At 62.1% G+C, this 24037-nt stretch carries 20 protein-coding genes; 5 read left to right on the top strand and 15 right to left on the bottom strand.

Going from position 1 to position 24037, the window contains the following annotated elements; genetic code table 11:
* Positions 1-52: 52 nt before the first annotated feature.
* Positions 53-574 carry a hypothetical protein gene (locus BLT71_RS02260; RefSeq protein ID WP_157693417.1) on the bottom strand — a complete coding sequence of 174 codons (522 nt, stop codon included), beginning with the start codon at positions 572-574 and terminating at the stop codon, positions 53-55.
* Between the two features lie 166 nt (positions 575-740).
* Here BLT71_RS02260 and BLT71_RS02255 point away from each other — a divergent pair, with 166 nt between their 5' ends.
* The 3 genes from BLT71_RS02255 to BLT71_RS02245 all read left to right on the top strand — a co-directional run bounded on the left by BLT71_RS02255 (position 741) and on the right by BLT71_RS02245 (position 4257).
* Positions 741-1484: a GAF and ANTAR domain-containing protein gene (locus BLT71_RS02255; protein ID WP_091717210.1), complete on the top strand. Its 744-nt coding sequence runs from the start codon at positions 741-743 to the stop codon at positions 1482-1484.
* A 222-nt stretch (positions 1485-1706) separates the two neighbouring features.
* Positions 1707-3434, top strand: coding sequence for a multicopper oxidase family protein (locus BLT71_RS02250; protein WP_091717208.1), 1728 nt, complete (start codon positions 1707-1709; stop codon positions 3432-3434).
* 1 nt (position 3435) lies between these two features.
* Positions 3436-4257: a hypothetical protein gene (locus tag BLT71_RS02245; protein ID WP_091717206.1), complete on the top strand. Its 822-nt coding sequence runs from the start codon at positions 3436-3438 to the stop codon at positions 4255-4257.
* A gap of 87 nt (positions 4258-4344) precedes the next feature.
* On the opposite strand, the gene BLT71_RS02240 is transcribed toward BLT71_RS02245, so the two are convergent.
* Both BLT71_RS02240 and BLT71_RS02235 read right to left on the bottom strand, forming a co-directional pair.
* Entirely contained in the window at positions 4345-5277 is a 933-nt protein-coding gene (locus tag BLT71_RS02240) for an aldose 1-epimerase family protein (RefSeq protein ID WP_091717204.1), read from the bottom strand.
* The gene (locus BLT71_RS02235) at positions 5274-6896 is read right to left on the bottom strand and encodes a xylulokinase (protein ID WP_091717202.1); all 1623 of its coding nucleotides are present in this window, start codon (positions 6894-6896) and stop codon (positions 5274-5276) included. Before BLT71_RS02235 ends, BLT71_RS02240 begins: the two co-directional genes overlap by 4 nt.
* A gap of 582 nt (positions 6897-7478) precedes the next feature.
* On the opposite strand from BLT71_RS02235, the gene BLT71_RS02230 reads away from it, so the two are divergent.
* A complete protein-coding gene (locus tag BLT71_RS02230; protein ID WP_231994418.1) occupies positions 7479-8645 on the top strand; it encodes a sensor histidine kinase in 1167 nt (388 codons plus the stop codon).
* A 776-nt stretch (positions 8646-9421) separates the two neighbouring features.
* Here the strand turns inward: BLT71_RS02230 and BLT71_RS02225 are convergent.
* On the bottom strand, positions 9422-9877 hold the full coding sequence (locus BLT71_RS02225) for a hypothetical protein (RefSeq protein WP_091717198.1): 456 nt from the start codon (positions 9875-9877) through the stop codon (positions 9422-9424).
* 6 nt (positions 9878-9883) lie between these two features.
* Entirely contained in the window at positions 9884-10864 is a 981-nt protein-coding gene (locus BLT71_RS02220; RefSeq protein WP_172829892.1) for a hypothetical protein, read from the bottom strand.
* 229 nt (positions 10865-11093) lie between these two features.
* On the opposite strand from BLT71_RS02220, the gene BLT71_RS20990 reads away from it, so the two are divergent.
* Positions 11094-11279 (top strand): DUF4913 domain-containing protein, encoded by a 186-nt coding sequence (locus BLT71_RS20990; protein ID WP_407681230.1) that lies wholly within the window; start codon positions 11094-11096, stop codon positions 11277-11279.
* Between the two features lie 126 nt (positions 11280-11405).
* On the opposite strand, the gene BLT71_RS02210 is transcribed toward BLT71_RS20990, so the two are convergent.
* From BLT71_RS02210 to BLT71_RS02165, 10 genes are all read right to left on the bottom strand, one after another.
* Positions 11406-12047: a hypothetical protein gene (locus BLT71_RS02210; protein WP_157693416.1), complete on the bottom strand. Its 642-nt coding sequence runs from the start codon at positions 12045-12047 to the stop codon at positions 11406-11408.
* Positions 12048-12614: 567 nt separating this feature from the next.
* Positions 12615-13505, bottom strand: coding sequence for an NAD(P)-dependent oxidoreductase (locus BLT71_RS02205; protein ID WP_091717192.1), 891 nt, complete (start codon positions 13503-13505; stop codon positions 12615-12617).
* Between the two features lie 158 nt (positions 13506-13663).
* Complete coding sequence (locus tag BLT71_RS02200; RefSeq protein ID WP_091717190.1) at positions 13664-15016, bottom strand: NAD(P)H-dependent oxidoreductase; 1353 nt, start codon at positions 15014-15016, stop codon at positions 13664-13666.
* A 500-nt stretch (positions 15017-15516) separates the two neighbouring features.
* Complete coding sequence (locus BLT71_RS02195; protein WP_091717189.1) at positions 15517-16542, bottom strand: LacI family DNA-binding transcriptional regulator; 1026 nt, start codon at positions 16540-16542, stop codon at positions 15517-15519.
* A gap of 226 nt (positions 16543-16768) precedes the next feature.
* Complete coding sequence (locus BLT71_RS02190) at positions 16769-17698, bottom strand: amidohydrolase family protein (protein ID WP_157693415.1); 930 nt, start codon at positions 17696-17698, stop codon at positions 16769-16771.
* 183 nt (positions 17699-17881) lie between these two features.
* Positions 17882-18955 (bottom strand): ABC transporter permease, encoded by a 1074-nt coding sequence (locus BLT71_RS02185; protein WP_091717185.1) that lies wholly within the window; start codon positions 18953-18955, stop codon positions 17882-17884.
* The gene (locus BLT71_RS02180; RefSeq protein WP_091717183.1) at positions 18952-20457 is read right to left on the bottom strand and encodes a sugar ABC transporter ATP-binding protein; all 1506 of its coding nucleotides are present in this window, start codon (positions 20455-20457) and stop codon (positions 18952-18954) included. The genes BLT71_RS02185 and BLT71_RS02180 overlap by 4 nt, the downstream gene beginning before the upstream one ends.
* A 14-nt stretch (positions 20458-20471) precedes the next feature.
* Positions 20472-21530 carry a sugar ABC transporter substrate-binding protein gene (locus tag BLT71_RS02175; protein WP_157693414.1) on the bottom strand — a complete coding sequence of 353 codons (1059 nt, stop codon included), beginning with the start codon at positions 21528-21530 and terminating at the stop codon, positions 20472-20474.
* Between the two features lie 306 nt (positions 21531-21836).
* Positions 21837-22805 carry a PfkB family carbohydrate kinase gene (locus BLT71_RS02170; RefSeq protein WP_091717179.1) on the bottom strand — a complete coding sequence of 323 codons (969 nt, stop codon included), beginning with the start codon at positions 22803-22805 and terminating at the stop codon, positions 21837-21839.
* Positions 22806-23768 (bottom strand): sugar phosphate isomerase/epimerase family protein, encoded by a 963-nt coding sequence (locus tag BLT71_RS02165; protein WP_157693413.1) that lies wholly within the window; start codon positions 23766-23768, stop codon positions 22806-22808.
* Between the last annotated feature and the right edge of the window lie 269 nt (positions 23769-24037).

Here is a 24037-nt window from a genome sequence, read left to right as displayed (position 1 = left end):
CCGCTGGCCGGCAGTGACTGCCGTTCAGGGTACTGCCAGTACCTCCCTGGGGTTAGCGGGGCCGGCGTTTTCCAAGGATCAGGCCAGCCAGTGATGACAGGCCAAAGATGGAGCACAGCATCCCCGAAAACCCGGCGAACCCAGCGCCTCCCGAGCCCGTCAGAAGCAGGACACCGAGGGTGAGCCCGGCGGCTCCCCCGCCAAGGCGCCACGCACGCCGTGCCTTGATATTCGGCTCATGTCCAGACATCCCGTACTTCCGGGGCGTTCCCATGCGATTCGCCTGCGGGTCCGGGTCGGTGGCATCGGGACCCTCCACCACGCGGCCGGCCTCGTCCACCCATTGGCCCGTTCCAATCTCGGGGCAATTGGCGTGCACGCTCTCATCCACCGTGGCGAAGTCTGCGGGATGGCCCCGGTACATCATCGCGGAGAGGTCCACGCCGAAGTCCACGCGCCCATCGGCCCAGTAAGCGTCGTAGCGGACCAGGCGCCGGGGGCGGTTCAGCCACCTTGAGGGCCGCAGGAAGGCCGTCGCCCGGACGGCCATCGGGTGTTCTATGGGTTGGCGCATGGATCGATAGTTGCACAACGGGCCCTACCTCTTCGCGATCCCGGCGCCGCGCGTCATAGCCCCGGCAGGCCGCCGTCGTACGGGCAAGCGGGAGGCGCTGCGGGGCGGGTGCGGCCCCCGCCGAAGGCCCTGTTGCGCCACCGACCTGCGCTTCTAGACTGGGGAGATGGGGACGGAGGAGCAGAACGAAGATTTCCAGCGCCTGCACCAGCTCATTGCCGGAGCAGACGACGTCAAAGGCTTCCTGGAGGGGATGACCCGATACGCGGCGGCAGCCCTCAGCCGGACAGCAGGGTCCAGGATTGAATGTGCGGTGACCCTGCACCGGCGGCGCCGCCGGGCGACGATTGCCGGCAGCAGTGACATCGCGATCCTGCTGGACGGCGTGGAGCAGTCGCTTGGTGACGGCCCGTGCCTGGAGGCGCTCCAGACGCTCCAGCCGGTGTTGCTGGCTGACACGGACAACGACGTCCGGTGGCCTGCCTACTCCAGGAGCCTTGCGGCCGCAGGTTCCCGGAGCGTCCTGGGCGTCCCGCTGGACCTTGGGAACGACGCGTCCGCAGCGCTGAACTTCTTTGCCGCCGACACCGGACTCTTCACCCGGGAAACCATTGACGAAGCGGCAGTCTTCGCCGACATGGCCGGACAGGCCCTGCGCCTCGCAGTGAGGATTGCCACCGCAGATCTGCTGGCATCTGACCTGAAGGCCGCCATGGAAAGCCGTACATCCATCGACCTGGCCACCGGCATCATCATGGAACAGGACCACTGCAGCCAGGAAGAAGCTTTCACGAAGCTGCACCAGGCCTCAGCGAACCGGAACGAAAAACTCCGCGACCTGGCCGAGGAAATCCTTCGGGCGCGGACCTCGGCCGAACAGGCTGCCAGCTCCACGCACTTCGACATGTAGCCACCGGCTTCCTGCGAGTGTGCCTAGCCGTGCGACCAACTCCGCCAGCCGTGCTTCCTGAGCTGTAAACAATCGCATGGCTATTTGACCGACCGGCCACCCACCGCATGCCTGTTGGAAGCTTGGGATGCCTCCAAGTTTTTCCCAGCGTGGAGGCCACATTGTTGTCCCGGGGCAACAATAATCAGCTTTCGGTCTTACCACGACGAGGTGGAGGAACCCATGGAATCAACACGCAGGAATGTTCTGAAGTTCGGCGTTCTGGGCGGCGTTGTGGCCGCGGCAGGCCTGCAGGCAACTGGGCTGGCAGGGGCCCAGGCCAGGGGCGGGTCGGATGACGTGTCCTCGTCCTCGGGTTCTACGCCGAGCCGGTTGGCGTCGAATAATATGCCCGTCCCGTTCCGTGCGGTGTTCAAGCGTCCGCCGGAGCTCGTTCCGTACTCCACGGGCTATGATCCGGACGGGCAGCCGTTCGCGAAGTACTCGCTCTCCCAGCGCCTGGGCCAGGCGCAGATCGCCCCCGGGCTGATGACCACTCTCGCCGGGTACAACGGGATCTTCCCGGGCCCCAGCATCCGGGTGGAACAGGGCACCCGGAGCGAATTGCGGATCAGCAACAGGATGCCGGCCAAGGGAATACTGTATCCGGACACCCCCAATACCGTGACGCACCTGCACGGCTCGGCCTCGCTCCCCCAGTACGACGGCTATGCAAACGACCGCACCGCCCCTGGAAACGTGAAGAACTACCAGTACCCGAACTGGCAGGCGGCCCGGACGCTTTGGTACCACGATCACAACCACATGCTGACGGCCCAGGGCGTCTACTCCGGCCTGGCTGCCACCTACTCCATCACCAACCAGCACGAGCGCGAGCAGCTGCCCCAGGGGGAGTTCGACGTGCCGATCCTTGTTTCAGACGTGATGCTCAACGCCGATGGCTCCCTGGGCTACAACGACAACGGCCACTCCGGGCTGTGGGGAGACATCATCATGGTCAACGGTGTGCCGTGGCCAACCATGAAGGTCAAGCCGCGGATCTACCGGTTCCGGTTCCTGGTGGGCTCCATTACCCGGTCCTACCGCTTCGCCCTGTCCACCGGGGACCCGTTCTACGTTGTGGGCACCGATGCCGGAATGACGCCGAACGTCCAGGCAGTGTCCTCCTGGCGGCAGGGTACCGCCGAACGCTACGAGGTCCTGGTCGATTTCCGTAAGTACAAGCCCGGCCAGAGCGTGGAGCTGCGGAATCTCAGCAACAAGAACAACATCGACTTTGCCAACACCGGCAAGGTCATGAAGTTTGAGGTCGTGGCCGATTCCCCGTCACTGCTGCCTGGGTCCCGCTCGATCACTGCCATTCCAAAAACCCTCGATCCCGGTGAACACCCCACCAAGGCCAGCGGCGGCCTGGACACCATGTCCCTCACCCCGGACATGGCGGTGGCCAAGAGGACTCTGCGCGTCCAGCGCAAGAGCGGCGAATGGACCATCAACGGCGAGACGTGGGATGACGTGGAGAAATCCAACTTCACCAGGGTCTTCGCCAACCCGCAGCGCAACCAGGTGGAGCAGTGGACCATCGTCAATGAATCCGGCGGCTGGTTCCACCCGGTGCATATCCACCTGATCGACGGAAAAATCATCGGCCGCAACACCAACGGAGGCAAACCCTTTGCCTGGGAGAATGGCCCCAAGGACGTCTTCTACGCCGGAGAAAACGAATCCGTCACGGTACTGATGCAGTTCGATACCGGCAAGCATGAGGGCGGACGCTACATGGTCCATTGCCACAACCTCGTTCACGAGGACCACGACATGATGGTCCAGTTCGCGGTTGGGGATCTCAAAAACAACGATCCCATCAATGCCGACAAGCCCATCCTCGAGAACATCCCGGAAGGAAGTTTCTCTTCAAGCTACAAGCCCTCCTACCCGGCCGGCACCTGAGATGAAAGCCAAGGTCCTGCTCACGACGACGGCCCTGCTCTCCCTGGCATTGGCCGGGTGTACAGGCGCGGACGTCAGCCCGAACAGTCCCCCGGCCCAGGATGCGGTGGTGGCCCCATCGGATGCCAAAACGGCCGGTACCGTGGGCGCGTCAGCGGAGGAAGGCCTGGACGTAGGCAACAGCAGGCCAGTGGTCAGTTATGACGGGCTCATGGTGCGGCGCCGGGTGGTCATCGCCGTCAACTCCGAAATAGACGCCGACCTTGCAGGGCTCCGCGCAAAGCTGGTGGCAGCAGCCGCGCCGCGGGGCCTCGCCCTGACCGACATCTCCCCTGACGTACTGGAGCCGGCGGTCCTCGACGAAGTAATGCCCGAACTGATTGTGGCTCTACCGGCCGAGGCAACCCTCGAGGACGGCCGGGCCGTGGCCGGCCAGGCTGCCGGGGAGGACACGGTCGAGCTAGGGGCGGAGGGCTTCCACGTCCTCCGGACCCTGGTCCACGACCTGTGCTTCACCATCCCGGCCGACGACCCTGCTGCACTCGCGGCAGCCGTCGAGACAGAGGGAATCCTCTCAGACGCGCTCGGAAGCTACGGAGTAACGGCGGCCGACGGCAAGCTCAGCGTCAATTACACCGGCCCACTGCTCGCTGACAACATCGTGGAAAGTGTCCGCGAAGGACTCGCCCGCCCGGCGCACACCACGGCGTCCGCCGTCACGGTCGAACCGGAATCCACGGACGGGGCCGGAGTGGACATGGCAACGGAACCACCCTGGACAGCGGAGGCAAAGTCCGGGGCACACACCACCGCCCACGGCTGAGCCGGCGGGGAAGCTGGAAGAGAAGGCAGATGCGGAGCGCGTTCTCTCCGCTTCTGCCGTCCCTGCGGCAACATTCGTCAACCAGGATCAGACCGCGAAAATGCCCCACGACGCTGTGCAGGTCGCTCCAGGCTCCAGCCTGATCAGGTCCACACCGCTGTTGAAGGCGTCGGGCGGGCAGGTCATGGGTTCCACAGCGAGACCCAGGCGGTTCGGGAACGGTGGCTTTTTGTCCGCGGTGTGAATCTGGAGCCATTGGCACATACGGTCCCAGGACATTCCGACGCCGGTGCCGGTTGGGTCGTGGACCAGGACGCGAGCCTGTCCGCCGTCGTCGAATTTTATGTCCGTGAACGCGTGGTCGATCTCCGTCGCGCCGATGGCGCGGGAGGCGCGGAAATCGAACTCATGGCCGTCCACGCCACGCACTTCTTTCGGCAGGAGCCGGTCCGGCGTAACCTCCAGAAAGGATCCCGCGGGGACTTCCAACTTCCATTCATTGAGCGGTGACGGGCCAGCCAGCAGGTAGGGGTGCGGACAAACCCCATACGGTGCCGTGGTGCTGCCGAGGTTCTCAGCTGAGACCGTACTGTGGAGCCCGTCTTCCCCGAGCCGGTATTCGACGACGATACGCAACTCATGCGGGTATCCCGCCGTCCGCGCAGGCGAGCAGGAGAGCTTTACGGATGCGTCGTCGTGTGACTCCAGCGCCCAGTCGAGCGGGAACACCAGTCCGTGCAGGGCACAGCCGCGGTCGGCTTCGTTGACCGGCACCTCGTAGTCTGCACCATCAAACGAGTACCGGCCGTCGGCGATCCGATTGGGCCACGGGGCAGCGATAACGCCGCGGTAATCCGGGATGAGAGCACCTTCCGGGAACGGGACAATCAAGTCCCGCTTCCCGTGGCGAAGCTCCCGTAGGGCGCCCGCCCGCGCAGTAACTGCGGCGGTGTACTCCCCTGCCCGGATCCTGTACTCGGTCGCAGTCCCCCGGCCAGTTTGTCGTAGGCGGTCAGTCATCGGGTCGCTCCTTTTAGAGGGAGGCTGTCGATGGCTGCCCGCTGCACCGCCAGGCCCGCGCTGTACCGGTCGAGGTAGGCGCTGAACCCGGCTGCGTCGTCGGGACGGGGGTCCGTCGTCTCGAATTCGGCGCTGCCGAAGACGGATGTGCGGAGGAAGTGGTCGAGGTCGCCCGAGGGGTCGGTGACGAAGGCTGAGAGTACGGCTATCCCCCAAGCCCCGCCTTCGGAAGCGGATTCAGCCACTGAAACGGGCGCGTCCAGCGCACCGGCCAGGAAGCGTTGGGCGATGCCAGCCGTTCGGAACACGCCTCCATGGGCGAACATCCGGTCGACGGTGACATTTTCGCTGGCGAGAACCCGCATCCCGAGAGCAAGTGTGGCGAACACTCCATAGACCTGCGCACGCATGAAATTCGCGAGCGTGAAGTCGCTGTCAGGGGCGCGGACAACGAGGGGACGCCCCTGGCTGAGGCCCGCGATGGGTTCGCCCGCAAGGTGGTTGTACGCAAGAAGCCCGCCGGCATCCGCCTCTCCATCCAGGGCCTCATGCAGGAGCGCACTGAACGCGGCGTCCGTGTCCACGGGAACACCTGCCGCCGCAGCAAAGCGGGTGAAAAGCTGAACCCACGCTGCAAGTTCACTGGCGCCGTTGTTGCAGTGGACCATCGCCACCGGGGCACCCGCAGGTGTGGTGACGAGGTCTAGTTCGTGGTGCAGCCCTGCGAGGGGGCGCTCGAGCACCACCATCGCAAAGATGCTGGTCCCGGCGCTGACATTGCCCGTTCGCGGCGCTACCGAACAGGTGGCAACCATGCCCGTACCGGCGTCGCCCTCGGGCGGACAGAACACTGCGCCCGCCTGCAGCGCCCCTGTCGGGTCGAGCAGTGCGGCACCCGCGTCCGTCAGCAGCCCTGCGTTGGTACCCGCAACCAGGGCCTCAGGCAGCAGCCGCCCAACCTCCAGGCCGGGCGCGGTCCGCGCCACGAGCGTGTCGTAGCGTTTCAGCAGTTCCGCGTCATAGGTGTTGGTGGCCGAATCGATGGGGAACATGCCCGAAGCATCACCGATTCCAATGACTTTCCGGCCGGTAAGACGCCAATGCACGTAGCCGGCCAGGGTGGTCATGAAGTCGATTTGGGAAAGGTGCGGTTCCTGGTCAATAACAGCCTGGTGCAGGTGGGCTATGGACCATCGCAGGGGAATGTTTGTCTCAAAAAGCGTGGTGAGCTCCTGCGCTGCCGGTCCGGTATTCGTGTTCCGCCACGTCCGGAAAGGCACGAGCAGTTCACCGTCAGCGCCGAAGGCGAGATAACCGTGCATCATTGCCGAGATGCCGATCGACGCCAGGGCCCCGGGCCGCACGCCGTGCCTGCGCTCCGCGTCGTCCAGTAGACCCGCGTAGGCCGCCTGCAGACCGGACCACACCTCCTCAAGGGAGTAGGTCCACAAGCCATCCTCTAAGGCGTTCTCCCAGGTGAAACTTCCGAGGGCAAGTACTGTTCGGGGATCATCGCCAATCAGGCAAGCCTTGATGCGGGTGGAGCCAAGCTCGATCCCCAAACGGCCACGTCCGGAACGGATGACTTCGGCCGCGGTATCGGCACCGGGAGTACTCACAGAAGGTCCTTCGTTTTGTTAGCGCTAACAAGATGTGTCCAACTTACTCGATCCGGAAACTGGCGTCTAGAGGCAACCCGAACTGAAGCTCCACTCCCCAGCGGCCAAAACTCTTCCAACGGCCGTTCGCCAGTTCATTGCCGGACTCCGCCGTCGTCCCCAGCCAATCTTAAGGTTCACCCCGCAGAGTTAGCTGCGGAACTTCGGCCAACCGCTATTTGGCCGGAGTTTCGCCAATTTCCAGGCCGGGCACCGTTCAAGCCAGCAACCGCCCAGCGCCTACTCCCGTGAGACAACGCACCGGCGGGACCTTCCCGGAGTCTCGCAGCTCCACCCGATACCGGTGCCCTCGTCGTTTCCTATACCCGGCCCGGCGCGGATGCTGCTGGGCCTTCGTCTCCACCTGTGAGCGTTCGTGTGACAGGAGTGCGCGATGTTCTTCTGTCAGGATGGCTGGATGTGTGGAGTACGAGTACCGGCCGCGAGCCTGCCGGCTGAGGGGTGTGCCGGGTCGTCCGGAAGGGTGCGGCAGCGGTGAGGGTGGATGGGCTGGCCAGGGATGCGCAGTTAGTCCGGAAGGGTTTGGCGGTTCCCGGCCCGGGGTTGGAGATCAGTGTTCCCGTTCCGTCCGAGCGGCTGCAGAACCTGGTGGAGCTGGCCAGGACCGTGTGCGGGCAGCCGGTGACAGCGATCAACATCATCACCGAGGACCTGCAGTATCAGGTCGCTGCGGCCGGGATGGAGCCGTATCTGTGCTCGCGGGAGGATTCCATGTGCGCTGTCGGGTTCCTGAACGGTGAATCAACGATCGTGGAGGACGCCTCCCTCGATCCCCGATACAGCGGCAACCCGTTCGTCGATGGCCGGCGTGGCGCCGTCAGGCTTTACGCATCCGTGCCGCTGGTCGCCGATGACGGTTTTGTGCTCGGCACGCTTTGCGCGGGCGCACGGGAACCCGGCAAGCTCAGTGACCGGCAGCGGCGGGGCCTGGAGATCCTGGCCGCCGAAGTCGTGGAGGCATTGGCCTTAGAACAACGGGCACACCAGCTGGCCGGTGCGCTGGCGGAAGCGCAGCGCAGCAATGCCCTGTTGGCCGAATTCGCCGGGCGGGTCAGCCATGACCTGCGCAATCCTCTGACGTCCATCCTCGGATACGTCGAACTGGGCCAGATGGAGGCAGAAAACTCCCCCCACTCCCAGATCGGACAGTACCTGGACGTCGTGGCCAGTTCCGGTCAGCGGATGCTGACCATGGTGGAGGATGTCCTGGCCTACGCCACCATCGGCGGAGAAGTCCGGCTCGCAGAGCTTTCCCTGGCCAACCTGGTCCGGGACGTTCTCCAGGACCTACAGGCAAGCATTGAGGCCCGCGGCGCCTCGGTGAACTGTGATGATCTGAGCTTCACCGGCGACCCCGTGCAGATGCGGCTCCTGCTGCAAAACCTGATCCATAACGCCGTCGCATACAGCCGGCCGGGAGTTCCCCCGGTCATCCGCGTCACGGGCCGCAGGGCCGGGGACGGGACCACCCTTCGGGTGATCGACAACGGCAAAGGCATCAGCGCCGAAGACCGCGAACGGGTCCTGGACCCGCTGGTCCGCCTGCAGCGCGAGGATGACCCGCCCGGAACAGGGCTGGGACTGGCGACCTGCGCACGGATCGCCGCCGCGACGGGAGGGCGGCTGGAGATCGGCCCGGCGCCGGAGGCCGGCACCATGGTGACCATCCACCTCGGTGAGCGCAGCTGAGGCGGCACCCCCGCTGACACCGGCCTGCCCATCCCCCAACCGCGCCGAACCATCATGCGCAGCCGGTGGCGGATCAAGGCCGGCACAAGAGCTGCCCAAGATTGGCTATCGCCCTTCCCTCCCGCCCTTCAGGGTTCCTAGAGTTTCCACGTACGCAACAACGACGGCGTCAAGGGGGACGTATGAGTTCAGGTGCGATACGGACGGGAGCGGGGAATACACCCGTCCCCGCTCCACCGAGGAAGGCGCTGGCAACGCCATGCCCGGTTCCGCAGGTCACCGTCCGACCGGGACGGGAACACGAAGTGCGGCGGCTGATCCGCGACCTCGCCGCACTTGCCGCCAACCGTCCAGCAGGCTTTTCCTGACATTCAGCATGCTCGCGGCGCAGTACCTCCGGGCGCAGTGGAAAGTCGCGCACCGGTACGGCGACGCAGCTCTTTCCTGAAGCCAGCCAGCTTTACAGAACGTCGGTTATCGGCGTTAGATTTTGGAACCCGGACGGGGTAAGCCTGTGTTGAATCGACTTCATATGGGCCCCGAATCTGGAGGTGTTGCCGTCTCAACATTCCGGAATGGTTCGTCGCGGAATTAGGGGCGGCACAGTGAAGGTTCGCGAAGGTTTGGAATCCGAGTGCAGGCGCCGCGACTCAGGAGAGCTCCATGCGAGCCAGGCTTCCAAGGAGCCCCGTGAGACACCCGACCGGCCGGTTCTAATACGTGATCCCTTCTGACAGAAATGCTGCCCAAGTAGACGTCCAACCAGCGGACGGTGCTCAAGGCCTTTTGCCGCTGTGGTGCCAGTGGAAAGCGGTGTTAATGAACATGGCGGTGACTGCGAGCCCTAGAAGGATGAACGAGGTTGTGCTTGATATAAGCCACGGCGCACCAGGCCATTTGGGAAACATTGCCCCAAGGCCAGCCGCGAAGGCAGCAAGTAGCATAATCACGTAGCCGCCGAACAGGATGCCGCGGATCCAGTTACCGAACTTCTTCACCAGCCGGCTAACACTCTCACCAGTCAGCGAAAGCACGGCAGTCCCAGCGAGCGAGAGGCCGCCGGCAACCCCTCCCAGAGTAGCGATGTTCGTAAGTCCGGCCCTCGTGTCATCAGGCTGTAGGCCGGTGAATAAGAAGCCCGCCCAAACGGAAACTCCTACAGCAACTAGGAGTGCGCTGACCAGCGCAATCCACAGGCTACGAGTTTCGGGTTTGACGGTTTCGTCTGTCATGGTCCCCTATGGCTTCCGGAGTTCGAGGAGCGGCTTGGCGTCCGCCACGAATCCCTTCATGATGGCACCCAAGGCTGACGACGAATTGATCGACAGGCCCTGGTCCTCGATCTGCACCTGAGTTTTGCGCGTCATCCTATGGCGCAACATGTCGATCTCGCCAGGCCTTCGCCCAGGCCCTTCCAGCACTACGCTAGCTTTCCTCAGGCTATCCACATGCTGTCCGAAAGTTTCACCAAACCACTCCAAAGTCTTCTTCGTATCTTGGTCGTGATGGCTAGGGTTTCGCTTCTTGATGTGGCGGATCTTGATCTCCAGCTCGAACTCTCCCTCGTAGTTGGCGTTACCACCAAGCAGGGTCCTCAAACCGCTTGTATCGCCTGCGGGAACACTCACACCGAGGGTTGCACTCCGGAGACCGCGGGCAGAACTGAGCGCGTTCCGGGTGCTCGCGTCGATGACGGGTGATGCATCCCAGTGGAAATTGTGCTGCGGCAGGAGGTCTTCGTCCCTCATCGTGCGGTCTAGCCAGCCGCATATGTACTGAGCGCGGATCGCTGACTGGTTCTCCTGCAGAACTGCAACCAAATTGCCCACAGGCAGGAACCAAACGAATGTGTTGTCCACCGGCACATGCTCGTCGTCTGTAGACATTGGCTTCTGGTCGCCGCTGGTCCGGTGCCGCTGGCTTGGCACGTGGTCCTTGTCAGTCGAAAGTACCAGTGCATAAACGGCGCCGTCATAACTGCCCGGAAAGTTCTCGCCAAGTAGCTCCTTGACCAGTACATCCGCGACGGCGTCAGGTTGCATGGCAAAGACCTTGCCAGTGATCTCCTTCTCAAGGACTCGATGCGTGATCGGATCACCATAGATCTGCTTGATGAAGGCATACCAGTTCTGCTCGTCGACTGCGTTCCCCGAGCCTGCACTGACAAGGCGCCAGTATTGGATAGTCCGTTGAATCCGTTTCTTATTACCCTTAGCCACGCGCTTTTGCCCCAGTTATCTGCGCCCGAGGGCGACTGTCTAGTTGGTATCGATCTCTATCTCATAATTTTCCGATGGGCTTGCAAAATCGTTACTTGCCACGCAAGCTTCGCCCGCCCAGCCGACGCAACCGCGCACAAGGTTCCCACGCTGATTTTGCGGCCTGCCGAGGAAAAACTTCACGAGCAGCGGCGGGCCGACCTATGTCCGCAGCTTCACGGGAAAGTCTGTGAAGTGTTGCATCGAGTGGTACTTACACCCCGAAGCCTCCCGCGTAGCGGCACTCTGGCGCGCTTGGGAACACCTGCGTCTCGACCCTGGGAGGGTATGGGCGGCGTCTGTTGGCGCGACCATGCAGACCACCACATGCGAGTCCTCCTTGACCCTCATGGGCCGTTTCTCCAACTGGACATAAAAGGTGGACCGCCAGCCCGATTTTTTGAGCCAAAGGTGGCTCTTGCATGCTGATCCCCGATGTCCGCAACCTCGCCCGCGCGAGGATTTCCGGACAAGGCACAGCGTAGAGGGTGGCGCAGTACAGCTAGCGCCGCCGGAACAAATCCATCGCTGCTCGGCCGACTTCAACAAAGGTTTGCCCGACAAATCCGACGCCACCAACAAGAGCCGCGGCAAAAATCTTGGCTGACCCGGCAAGGGTTACGCTGAGAAGCTTGGTCGTTACAGCCATTACTTGCCCGACGTCGCGCGTGAACTCAGCTAGGACGAGTGCAAGAGCTGGGATAGGCGCCATGAGGAGCCGTTCCCAGTCGACGGTCAGAGACTTCCACCAAGAGGGTTGCTCTGCACCGCCCTCCGGTTCGAGCTTGCCCATAAACCGCGTCCAGCTAATTCCCTGTGCATCACGGAAGGTTGCCCGCAGTGCAACGGGATCGGGATAAACCTTCATAGCCGTAACCAGCGAATCAGATTTTCCAGGCCGTAGCGGGCCAAGCTTGAAGGGTTCGTCCAGCAACTGTCCGTCCCCAAGGTCGACTATCTCAACGACGGCATTCTCCACGATCTGATTTGTGGCGTTTTTGTAGAAGATCTCGTAATAGCCCGCATCCTCTTCCATCCAAAAAGCTACGTTGTTTGCTTGGCTTTGCAGTTGGATTCTCTCAGCGGCTATGTCTCGTCCGCGTTCAAGTCGATAGGCTCGGGCTGCGTAAATGGCTGCTGCCACGGCGGCCACGACTGCACACCAAGTTGGTACGTCTCCCCAGTCCTGACTCAACCAAGTGGCGTCATCTGGTTGCGGCGGGATAGTTTGATTGATCTTTTCTCCCTTGCAACGGACTGTTCCAGCCAAGTAGGGTGCCGGCGCCGGTAAACAAGTGAGCATTGGGGGAACGATCCTAAGTCCTGGGAGTTTGCTGACGGGCAGTGCAGCACATGACGGCCCAACAATATCGTCCAGCAAGTCGAAACCCTCCCCGGCGCCCCTTGCTGAGTCGCTTCCAGTTACGGACGCAAGGGGTTTAGTTCTCCGTCGCCTTCCATCTGCCCCTTACTATCTTCCCGAAGAGCCTAATGTTATTTTCTGGTACGGAAACGCCTCGGCCGATCAGGTGCTGGGTGTCACCCAGCAGTCATTTGTGCCGTTCGTGAGCTTGACAGTTTCGCGGCTGGACCCCCCACGAAACGCCACTACTCCCCAGCTTTACAGAATCTTTATTATCGGCCTTTTAAGCAGGCGGGGAGTGGTACCGCATTTTAGCCATGCGTCAACGTCAATCTGGTTGCTTGCGGGCTAGGTGAGGATGGTCCGGTATATTCCTGTGTGGTCCAGGTCACCGTCGCCGGCTGCGAGCATGTCCTCGAACGCGCTCTTTAGGCACTCGGCTAATGGAAGTTTCAGTCCTCTATTCTCGGCAGTCTCGGTGATGAACTTGAGGTCTTTGAGCTGGTTCTTGGCAGATCCTCCTCCCGCGTAGTCTTGGTCGATCCAACGACGTCCCTTTTGTGTCAGCACTTCGGAGTTGGCGAGGCCGCCGGAGAGCACGGATTGCACCTTTTCAAGGTCCAGTCCCGCGGAGCTGGCCAAGGCCATCGCCTCCGCCAAGGCCGTGACGGTGGCGGCAACGACGATCTGATTGCACGCCTTTACGGTTGACCCTGTGCCCGTGTCGCCGAACCACACGATGGTCGAGCCGTATAGCGCGAACAGCGGTCGAACACGTTCCATTGCGCCGCGGGGGCCTCCGATCATAATGCTCAGCCGGCCCTCCTCGGCCCCGATTGTGCCGCCGCTGAGCGGAGCGTCCACAACGGTCAGGCCCCAATTTCGGAGGCAGTCATCAGCGAATTCCGCAACTGCTACTGGTGACACTGTCCCGTGAATCACGAGGATCGGATTTTTTATGTCGGCCCTCTTCCACCCGGCCAGCAGCCCGTCTTCACCGTGTAGAAGGGCTGCAACCTGGGGAAGGTCGGGCAACACGCTCAGCACGACCTCGCTGGCTGTATCTGCCGGACGTGCAACGACGCTGCCTCCGTCAATTACGCGGGCTTTTTCCAGTGTGCGGTTCCAAAGTTTCAGGGGAACGCCTGCGGCGATGATGTTCCGGGCGATGGGGGCGCCCATCGGACCTGTTCCTAGCAAAGCCACTGAGGCGGGCAGTCCGGCGGAAGAAGCGTCCATTATTGACTGTCTCCTGGATTAGAAGGTGATGAGCCGGCCAGTGCGGTGAGGAAGATGCTGAATTAGGGAACGGCAGCAAGTACGAGGAGCCCCATGAACAGGGCAGCCAGGTTTGCGGGCAGTTGTACAAGCGGCGTAGCAGCCGACGCCGGCGGGGGTCAGGCGTTGATTTTGGATTCCGAGACGAGCGCTTCGGTTTCCCGGCGGAGCTCCAGTGCCTGGGCCAGGGAATCGTCCATGATGACGTCGTCCCAGCCGACGATCCCGCCCTTGGCTACGTCATTTCGCAGTTCCACATGGTGGGCCAAAGCAACGGGAAGGGCGCCGGTTGCGACGGAGTGCTTGGCCGAAACCAACTGGCCCCAAACCGTGTATCCGCCTTCACCGTCGAGGAATTCACCGGCCTTGAGGTCCTTCTTTGCTGTCGCCACAACGTCGCCGAAGAACCCGATAGGCGAACCTGTGGCGATCCCGCGGAGGGCCGCGTTGGCGATGGACATGTTCAGTTCCAGGCCCACGTAGTGGTAAGGGCGGTAGAGCGCGGCGTACTGGCCTGTGGGGTCCGGGTGCCACGGGTACTCGGTGAAGCAGCCCGAAACGTAGGCGTTCGTTGCCTTCACCACGACGAACACGCCTTCCTGAGTGTTGTGCGGGATCCAGGTGCCGTCGCGCTTGACGCTGGACATGACGTCGACGGTGCCTTCATGGGCGAGGACTCCCCCGACATCGGCTGGCCGGCAGATGGTGGCGATCTCTTCGACGTCCCCCGGAGTGAACGTTAGCCCGGTGTCGGAAGGCACCAGCCCGGCACCGTTGGCAACGGCGGCCATCTCGATGGACGCCTTGGTGCCGTCACGGAAAGAGGTGTGCATGTTCGGGTTCAGCTGTCCGGAATCCGTGAGTTCCTTGGAGAACTCCCAGTTCTCCCACACGTTGTCCGGGTTCATCTCGTGATAGTGCTCGAGGAACTTTGCGCCCTTGCCGGCGCAGACAACGTCGAAGCCGCTGGTCCGCGCCCAGTCGACAAGTTCCATGATGAGGGCCGGCTGGTCACCGTACGCCATGGAGTAGACAACGCCGGCTGCCTCCGCACGCTTGGCCAGGGCGGGCCCTGCCAGGGCATCGGCCTCGACGGTGACCATGATGATGTGCTTCTTCGTTTCAATCGCCCGCAGCGCGTGCTTCACACCGACGATGGGGTTGCCCGTTGCTTCAACGATGACGTCGATATCGACTTCGAAGAGCTCGTCCGCGTTAGCCACGATGGTTGTGGTGCGGTCCCGTAAGGCGGTCGCGATGTCCGGGGCAATCTGGTTCTTCGGCCAGCCGACCAGGTCGAAGGCCCCCTCGGCGCGCTTGACGTTGATGTCGGCGATGGCGACGACGTGGACGCCTGGGATGTTGTTCGCCTGGGCCAAGTACATGGTGCCGTAACGGCCTGCACCGATCAGGCCAACCCGGATGGGGCGACCTTCCTGCTCGCGGTCACTGAGAAGCTGGTGAAGGTTCATGGGGATCCTCTGCTTGACGTATCGCGGCGGAAAGGTGGCTCCCAGAGAGGAGGAGCAACATCTTCGTCGCGAACTGGAGTTTGTGGGACCGGAGTGGAACCGGTTACACTTTTGTACCAGTGGAGTTTAGGTCGTGTCAACAGCACCACTCCTCAAATCCGAAATGGGCGGACTGGAACCATGATGCCGTGGGAGCCGCGGTATATCATAGGGCATCAAACCGGAGCAGTACCTGGGCGATCGGCTCTCCAATGATTGGATGCTTTGGGCCGGAGTCAGGACGCGCCGCGTGCGGTAGAGGGACCCAAACTGCCGGCGTCATATGCCATTCCGACTCGGTTGGCACACGCTCAGGTCACTCCCTGTTCCCGGGAAACGGCGCCGCAAGAAACAGTGCGGGTGCTCAGAAGCAACCAAGCCTGCCGCCCGCTCAGGCTTCCGGCATCCAGGCGAGCCGGGTTCCCGCTCCCTCTCCCGGATATCCGCCGGCGGGAAGGCTTCTAGGCTGTCTTGGGCGCTACGACGCTGGACCGTTCGACGAGCTCAGCGTCGACGCGGACTGTCGTTGGTTTTCCGGTGGTTGTCCCGTTGGCGTTGGAGAGCGCCAGTTGCACGGAGTGTCTGGCCAGCATGTCGATAGGCTGCCGAATGATCGTCAGCGGCGGAGTCATCAGTTCTGTCCACGGGGAATCCTCGAACACGACGACGGAAAGCTCGTCCGGGATGGAGATTCCGGCATGTGCGAGACGGCGCAGCACTGCGGTGACCTGAGCGGTATTAGCCACCACGAGGGCCGTGGGCCGATCTTGGAGATTGAGCAGGGCCGTGACGGCATCGCCGCCCGAAGTTCCTCGGAACGCGGCGGACCGGATCAGCGTACGGTCCTCGGCCAGACCAGCTTCCCTCAGTGCCTCCTGGTAGCCGGCGACCCGGTCGCGCCCCGTTGTGGAGGTGGCGGGTCCGGAGATGATGGCAATTCGACGGTGCCCGTGGGCAGCCATGAGAGCCGTCGCCGACCGGGCAGACTCAACGTTGTTGATGCTCACGACATCAACTTCCGGCATTTCCGGGATTGAGCGGTCGACGAAGACCACACCGGTGCCCAGGTCCTGTAGCTTCTTCCAGATTTCAAGGTTGTTGCCGGTCGGCGTCGCAATGATGCCGCTGACCCTGCGTTCGATCAGCGTCGCGAGGCGTTCGGACTCCAGCCGGTCATCCTCCTGAGTCGTCATCAGAAGCACCTGGATGCCGCGGGAGTGGGCTTCTTGCACTACCAGGTCGGCCAAGTGGGCAAAGAAAGGATTGGAAACGTCTGCGAGCAGGAGTCCGAGGGTGGTTGGAGGACCGTGCTTCAGTTCCCTGGCGGCTGTTCTGGGATGGTAGCCGAGGGTTTCCATTGCGTCGCTGACCTTGCTTCGCGTCAGTGCCGCAACGGGACCTGAGCCGGGATTGAGGACCCGGGATACGACGGCGACGGACACGCCGGCGGCTTGGGCAACATCCCGGATCGTCGGTTGCTTCTGCACGCTTGCTCCTGGTTCTGTTCAGCACCCCTGACCCTTGAAGGCAATTCTTTCAAATTAAGGTGTTGACCCTGAAAATGAGGTACGTGACAAAGTGTAACCGGTTCCATGTCTTTGCCGGGAAGGGAACTTCGGGCGTTTCTCCCCTCGCCTAGCTACTGAACCCACTCCGCCCGAAACAGGGGCCAGGGCGTTGCGAGCCTCTTGCCCTGAAGCAGGAGGCGGGAAATTACTGCCGCTTTTCATGCTTGTGTGGCGCCGCCGAGGGGCCGATGCCATACGTCTTCCTGGCCGTCTCCGCGAAGAGGTGTCTGCGTTCATCGTCGCTCATGGCGGAGGTTATCTCGTCGAAGGCAGCATAGAGCGCCGTGAAGCTGGAGTAGAGGCTGTCAACCGGGAAGTTGCTTCCGAACATGGTCCGGTGGGGCCCGAACACGTCGATGGTGTCCAGGACGATGGGTCGGATTGATGCCGTCGTCCAGGAGTGGTCATTCGTTCCGAGGGCGGAAATCTTTGTTACCACGTTTGGCTGCTTTGCCAAGTGTTTCATTCCGGCCTTCCAATCCCGTAGGGACGCGGGGTCGCGGTGAATGGGCATTCCCGCGTGGTCCAGGATAATCGTGGTGTCCGGATGGTTGGCGGCCAATTGGGCCGCCTGGTCCAGCTGGGCGGGGAATACCTGGAGGTCGAAGGACAGGCCCAGCGCAGAAAGACACGAGAACCCTTTCAACCATTGGGTGTCCGTGATTAGGTCCGGCCGGGACGTGTGGGTGTATCGGGGGTCCGGGTGCCAGTTAAGGATGTCGCGGATGCCGCGTACCGATGGAATCGCCGCGAGGCGTTCCAAGCGGGGTATTACTCCTGCCTCGGCCAGGGAGGCCTTGGCTACTTGAACGGATGGTAGGCCGCTGTTGTCGTGGACGTCCTGGATCCAGTCTGCTTCCCAGATAGCGTCAGCGGCTCCGTTTTCGATATGGACGGACCCGGCCAGGCGCAATCCCCTGGCATCATCCAGGTAATCCTCGATGAGATAGTTTCGCCGGAGCGGCCGGTCATCCCCGTGGTAGCGGAACGGTTCTGCCGGCCCTTGGAGCCATGGGTATGGTCGGGAGTAGTCACACAGGTGGTGATGGGCGTCGACGATATCAAAATCGAGCACTGAGATCTCCTAATTTCCGGGCGTTCCCTCGGCGTGCTGTATGGCCTGCAGCTTGCGGGATGGACCATAGGCGCCGGGGGCGTAGCGGGGGTAGGCGGCCACGGAATTCTCCGCAGCCGCCCATCAGTGCAACCCCGGTGCCTGATTGTAGGCTCCCGGGTACCTCCCCCTCTTGAGGTTTTGTCAGGCTGTCGCTTCCTTCTTCTGTAGTGATTTTTTCTTGAACAACGGCCAGCCTTTGCTGGTTTGGTCGAGGGCGACGGCGATCACAACGACGAGGCCGGTGACGATCTGTTCGTAGAAGCTCGGGACGTTGAGGAGGACGAGCCCGTTGGTGAGTGCACCGAGGATCAGGGCTCCAACCAGGGTCCCGGCGATGCGTCCCTCGCCGCCCATGAGGTTGGCTCCGCCGATCACTGCGGAGGCGATGGCCGTGAGCAGGTAGGGGCTGCCGGCGTCAGTCTGGGCCGCGTTGATTCGGGCTACGATGACCAGTCCGCCGATTCCTGCCAGTACGCCGGAGAGAGCGTAAACGGCGATTTTTACCCTGTCGACACGGACACCGGAGAGCCAGGCCGTTTCTTCGCTGCCACCGGTAGCGATGACGTTCTGTCCAAACACGGTGCGGCGGAGCAGCAGCCAGCAGAGGATGGCCAGGACCGCGACGAGGATGACCGCGACCGGGACTCCGCCGACGTAGCTGTTGAGCATGAAGACGAAGTCCTTGGGGATGTTGTAGACGGGCTTTCCGTTGGTTACCACGTAAGCGCAGCCCTGATAGATGCTCATCGTTCCGAGGGTGGCGATGAAGGGGGGCAGCTTGAGTTTGGTGATCAGCAGGCCGTTGAGGGCGCCACAGACCAGTCCGAGGGCTATGCCGGCAAGCAGGGCGAAGAAGGGGGACGTCCCGGCATTGACCATCATGGTGGCAGCAGCGATTCCGACGAAACTCGCAATCGAGCCGACGGACAGATCGATACCGCCGGTGATGATGACAAACGTGATGCCAAGGCCGATGATTGCGTTGACGCTGGCCGAGACGGCGATGTCCCGAAGGTTGCCGGAGGTAAGGAAGTTCTGGTTCAGCAGCCCGAAGATGAGGAAGATGACCAAGGCGGCGATATAAATTCCCAGCGCCTGGAGGTTTAGCGTCGGCCGGGTGCGACGTTTCCCGGGTGAGGCCTCTGACCGTTCCTTCACAATGGCGTTCTGGCTGTCTTTGCCCGTGGCATCCTTGGGCAGAGTGGGCTGGCTCATGTCGTTGTTCTTTCTGCGATGCCCATGGCGTTGGCCACGAGGCTGTGTTCATTAATGTCATCGCCTGTGTGCTCGGAGACGAACTGACCCTGCCGCATTACTTTGACCCGGTCGCTGAGGGAGATGATCTCGGGCAGATCGGACGACACGACGACCACAGCGCTTCCGGCCTTGGCCAAGGCGTCGATAAGTTCGTAGATTTCGACCTTGCCGCCGACGTCCACGCCCTTGGTGGGCTCATCGAAGAGGAATACTCTGGTGTTGCGCCAGGTCCACTTGGCGATGACGATCTTTTGTTGGTTGCCGCCGGAGAACTGACGGGCGTTGAGGCGAACATTGGCGGGGCGGAGCGACATTCGCGCCGCGGCTTCCTCCGCTGCGGCAATTTGTTTTCGCAGGCTGATCATCGGGCCGAAACCGTTGAACTGCCTGTCCGCAGTGAGTGCGATATTGAAGTAAGCGGGAACCTGCAGGACCAGGCCCTGGTGTTTGCGTTCTTCGGGGATGAACGCAATGCCAGCGTTCCGGCTGTCCCTTGGCGACCGGATCCTGCGTTTTTTGCCGTCAACGGTTATCGTGCCGGTGCTGCCTTTGTCGGCCCGAATGATTGCACGCAGGAACTCGGTACGGCCTGAGCCGACCAGGCCAGCGATCCCCACGACTTCCCCAGCCCGCACGTCCAGGGCCAGAGGGCCTCCACCGCTGGGGTGACTGACGTCCGAGGCCGAAAACAGGACCGGAGCACCCGGTGGCACCGGGTGCTGTCGTTTGAACGACAGCAGTTCCCGGCCCACCATGTTCCGTACTATTTCCTGTTCAGAGGTCTCCACAATCGGCTTTGTGTAATTGACTGTGCCATCACGCAGGACCACGACCTTATCGGAGACGCTCATGACCTCGGGCATCTTGTGCGAAACGTAGATGATGCCTACCCCACGGGTGTGAGCGATTTCCCTCACCCTGCTCAGGACGCCTTCGACGTTGTGTTCCAGCATGCTGGTCGTAGGTTCGTCGAGGGCGACGATCTTCGCGCCAAAGGCCAGGGCCCTGGCAATGGTAAGGGCGTGGCGTTGGGCGGGGCTCAGCCCCCGCACCGAAGCCTTCGCCTTGAGCGGGAATCCCATCTGGGCGACATCGGCCAGTGCCTGGTCGATGTCCTTGCCGGCGTCCCGGCGCTGGCGTGCTGTCCGCCCGAGCACGAGGTTCTGCTCCACCGATAGTTGTGGCACGATGGCCGGTTCCTGGTGGGCAATCCTCACCCCATCTGCGAGTGCCTGCCGTGGGGAGAAGTGCGCCCTCGGCTCACCATCGATGATCACAGAGCCGTGATCCGGAACAAGAGAGCCGCCAAGGATAGCGAGCAGGGTGCTCTTGCCGGCGCCGTTTTCCCCTGCCAGCGTGCAGATCTCGCCCCTTTCCAAGGTGAAACTGACGTCGTTCAGGGCCCGGACACCGGGGAATGATTTCGCGATGTTCTGCAGCTCAAGCAGCGGAGCAACCATGATCCGTACCGTCCTTATGGCATTCCGGTCGGGTACTGACCGACATTGGCGGAATCGATGATGAAGGCAGGAACATCGACCCAACCGGGTACCTTCTTGCCGGCCAAAAGCCACAGTGCGGCATCCACGCCGCTGGCGCCTTCGGTGACGGGCTGCTCACTCACCGTGGCGGTCATGTTGCCCGCCTGGATTTCCTTCTTGGCCTGGGGAATGCCGTCGGTTCCAACCAGCAGGACTTTGCCCGTGAGGTTCTTGGCCGCGATGGCGGCGGAGACGCCCAGGGCCATACCGTCGTTCTGCGAGTAGAACGCCTTGATATCCGGGTTTGCTGTGAGCATCGCCGAGGCGATCTCCTGCGCCTTGGTTTGATCCCACTTGGCCGTTTGAGAGGCAACCAGTTGCAAGTTCGGGTGCTTAGCCAGTCCCGTCTTGAAACCCTCGCCGCGGTTCAGCGCGTTAGATGATCCGGGGTCACCTTCGATCATGGCGACCTTCCCGCCGTCGGGAAGCTTGGTTGCAATGTAATCAGCAGCCGTCTGGCCGATCGTCAGTGCATCAGGACCTACGTAAACGCTTCCCGGCACGGTGCCCTTGGCATCGTTCAGAACGACGACGGGAGTGCCCTTTGCGAGGGCATCGGTAAAGACCGTGTCCAGACCGGTCGCCGAGATAGGCGAGGCAAGCAGGGCGGTGCAGCCCTGGTTGGAGGCGCTCTTGGCCTTGTCCAGCTGCTCAGTAATGGACGACTCATCGGTCACATCAAACGTCTGGTACTTGACGCCCAGCTTCTTCGCCTCGGACTCGAAGCCGTCCCGCTCAAATCCCCAGAACTCGTTGGAAAGCGTCCGGGTGATGTAGCACAGCTTGGTGTCGGCCGAACCCTTCGGATCGCCTAGGCTCGCCTTCAGGTCCTTGATCGGCGTCTTTCCAGACGCATCAACCAGGCTGACCAAGTCAGCGGATTGGGACGACTTACCACTCGGCCCTTCGGGAGTGGCGCTGCAGGCCGCGAGCATCGCGACCACTGCCGTGGCCGCGAGGAGCTGTGTAGCGGTTCGAGGAATTCTGGTCATTGTGATAGTTCCTTTCATCATTGGAAGGCCCGCAAAACACGCGGCACTCTTGCTGTTATTACCGGGCATCAGGTCCAGGGAGAGGAACAGCGCCCGAGCTCATCAGCCGCTCGGTGTCGGCGGAGAAGTCTTCAGTCTCAGCTTTGCTGTGGTATCGGTTCCACTTTTGTACCACAAGAGATTTTGCCTTGTAAATAGTCTGGTGATTAGCTTTATGTCTAATGTCACTGGTACCCCGACACGGGGACCCGTAGCGGCGGGCGGAACTGCTACCGGGCCGGGTATGACGCCCACTCCCCCGGCCCTTCAGGTAGGCACTTTTTCCGATCCTGCAGACGATCCAGCCGGGGCTTTGGCGAAACGAACGCCAACTACCTCCTCGAGGGGCTGGACGTCGGCGGGCGTCAGAAACGATTCCGAGTGGCTACAAACCAGCCGGCCCGCCTCGTTGGCGACCCCAAGGCACACAGGGAACGGGTGGTCGTTGGCCATCGCTACTACCATCGTTCCCAGGAAGCTGTCGCCGGCGCCAACTGAGTTGACGACCCGGGTCGGTGCGACCTTTGCCTGCACGAGGTCGTTGCCGTTCAGCGCGGCAACCCCGCCGCCGCCGAGTGTCAGCACGGGAGTTTTGGCACCCGCCTCTCGAAGAGCGTCGAGGAGCAACGGCACGTCTGTGTTTTGGGGGACATCCAACACATGACAGGCTTCGCTCAGATTCATGACCACTACGTCCGCGAGCCGAAGGAGCGTCCTCGCTTCCGCGTGTACTGGAGAGAGGTTCAGAACAACTTGAGAACCGAGCTCACGGAACCTGGTGGCTGCGTGCCGTACGGCGGGAAGAGGCACCTCGAGATTCAGAACTACAAACGCCGGCGGAGCATGGTCCTCGAGGTAGGCGTCAATGTCAGCCGGCGAGAAATTCCCGTTGGCTCCCGGAACAACGACCGTGTCGTATTCGCCCTCGGGATTGACTCTTACATGCCCGACGCCGGTGTGAATGCTGTCATCGGGAATGATGCCGTCGATTGAAATGCCCCGCGCCTGAAGGGCGGCCGTGATGAAATTTCCCAGATCGTCAGCGCCGACACGTCCCAGAAGAGTCACGGTCGGATCCAGCGATGCGATGCTCATTGCGGCGTTCAGGCTCTTACCGCCTGCAGCCATTTCGAAGCGCTTCCCGGCCACATAGCTCGCTGCGCTCTCATCTGCGCCAAGATAAGCAATGAGATCCGCGTTTAGCGATCCGACGACACAGATACCGGTTGGACGCACCTACACACCTACGACTTTCGACCACAAAACGCTCGACGAGTGCAGCGCGTCGCCGCTCGGGAGATCCGGATAGTCCCGAACCATCTCGCGGGCCTTGTCGATGATGGTCCCCATCCTCTCGATGTTCATCTCGCATTCGGCGACCGGGTTCTCCCGGACCGGATCGGTATCGAAATAGTACGTGCCCTGGTAACCCTCGCGGAGCAAGTAGTACACGAGTTCCAGTGTCTCGGCGAAGTGAATGGACGCGACTACCAGGCCGTCGTCGGCCACGCCGTGTGAGTCATTGAGCTGAAGTCCGAACAGTTTCTGCTCCCGCAGGCACATGGCAGCGGACTGCGCAGGGTTCTCCCGGGCCATCAGCAGGTGGCCGAAGTCCAGGGTGACGCCAAGATTCGGGCGGTTACAGTCTTTGATGAGGTTCATTACGGCACCGGTGGTGTTGAGAATAGTGCGCCCGCGGGGTTCGGCTGGCTTGTACTCGATCGAGATGCGGATTTCCTGATCGACGTCCGCGACAGCCTGCAGGCTTTCAACCATCCAGTTCCAGGCCTGCATGTAGTCCATCTGCAGCGGGTATTCGTAGCCGTCATGGGCCGGCCAGAGCAGTACATGGTCGGTGCCGAACTCCCGGCACAAGCTGATGGCTTCCTTGACCATCGTGACGGCTGCTTCCCGAAGTGCGGGGTCGGGGTTGGTGAACCCTCCGTTGGAAAACTGGGGTGCCGGCCAGCGGAGCTGGATCCCGCGGACATCAAGATCTGCCTTGGCTAAGGCCGCCTTGATCTCCTTGACTGAATGTCGGCCAAAGTGCTCGGGGTAGTTCAGTTCGAGTGACGTCAGCCCCTTGACGCTTCCGGCGAGGGCGATGAGGTCGATCACCGAATCCTCACCGCTGGGGTATTTCTTGCCCTTGCCCAGCCCGAAGGAATTGAGGCGGGTGGAGAACTTAACATCTGTCATCTGCATTTCGCTTTCGATCGTGGAGGCAACTTTGCCCACGTTGACGCCGATCGAAATTCCTGACGGAACTTCGACTCTGAAGTTGGGCTGGTGTTGGAAGCTTATGAGCCGTTTGCCCCCGGACAGAGGGGAAATCGGCACCACGGGGCTAGAATTTTTCAGTCCTGAATATTGATTCAGCAATGGGCAGCACTGCTCCTGGTCGACCATCGGGGTCCGAAGGGCGAGCCGCGGCGGGAGGGGTGCCACTCCAGAAACAATCGCTGCAC

This window comes from Pseudarthrobacter equi (assembly GCF_900105535.1).
Classification (GTDB): domain Bacteria; phylum Actinomycetota; class Actinomycetes; order Actinomycetales; family Micrococcaceae; genus Arthrobacter; species Arthrobacter equi.
The sequence above is the reverse complement of the archived record's forward strand: the minus strand, read 5'-3'. Positions and strand labels throughout refer to the sequence as shown.

Excerpts from the sequence above, each read along its gene's own strand:
- BLT71_RS02260 (WP_157693417.1), bottom strand. The coding sequence starts at position 574 with ATGCGCCAACCCATAGAACACCCGATGGCCGTCCGGGCGACGGCCTTC.
- BLT71_RS02255 (WP_091717210.1), top strand. The coding sequence starts at position 741 with ATGGGGACGGAGGAGCAGAACGAAGATTTCCAGCGCCTGCACCAGCTC.
- BLT71_RS02250 (WP_091717208.1), top strand. The coding sequence starts at position 1,707 with ATGGAATCAACACGCAGGAATGTTCTGAAGTTCGGCGTTCTGGGCGGC.
- BLT71_RS02245 (WP_091717206.1), top strand. The coding sequence starts at position 3,436 with ATGAAAGCCAAGGTCCTGCTCACGACGACGGCCCTGCTCTCCCTGGCA.
- BLT71_RS02240 (WP_091717204.1), bottom strand. The coding sequence starts at position 5,277 with ATGACTGACCGCCTACGACAAACTGGCCGGGGGACTGCGACCGAGTAC.
- BLT71_RS02225 (WP_091717198.1), bottom strand. The coding sequence starts at position 9,877 with ATGACAGACGAAACCGTCAAACCCGAAACTCGTAGCCTGTGGATTGCG.
- BLT71_RS02205 (WP_091717192.1), bottom strand. The coding sequence starts at position 13,505 with ATGGACGCTTCTTCCGCCGGACTGCCCGCCTCAGTGGCTTTGCTAGGA.
- BLT71_RS02200 (WP_091717190.1), bottom strand. The coding sequence starts at position 15,016 with ATGAACCTTCACCAGCTTCTCAGTGACCGCGAGCAGGAAGGTCGCCCC.
- BLT71_RS02185 (WP_091717185.1), bottom strand. The coding sequence starts at position 18,955 with ATGAGCCAGCCCACTCTGCCCAAGGATGCCACGGGCAAAGACAGCCAG.
- BLT71_RS02180 (WP_091717183.1), bottom strand. The coding sequence starts at position 20,457 with ATGGTTGCTCCGCTGCTTGAGCTGCAGAACATCGCGAAATCATTCCCC.
- BLT71_RS02175 (WP_157693414.1), bottom strand. The coding sequence starts at position 21,530 with ATGACCAGAATTCCTCGAACCGCTACACAGCTCCTCGCGGCCACGGCA.
- BLT71_RS02165 (WP_157693413.1), bottom strand. The coding sequence starts at position 23,768 with ATGACAGATGTTAAGTTCTCCACCCGCCTCAATTCCTTCGGGCTGGGC.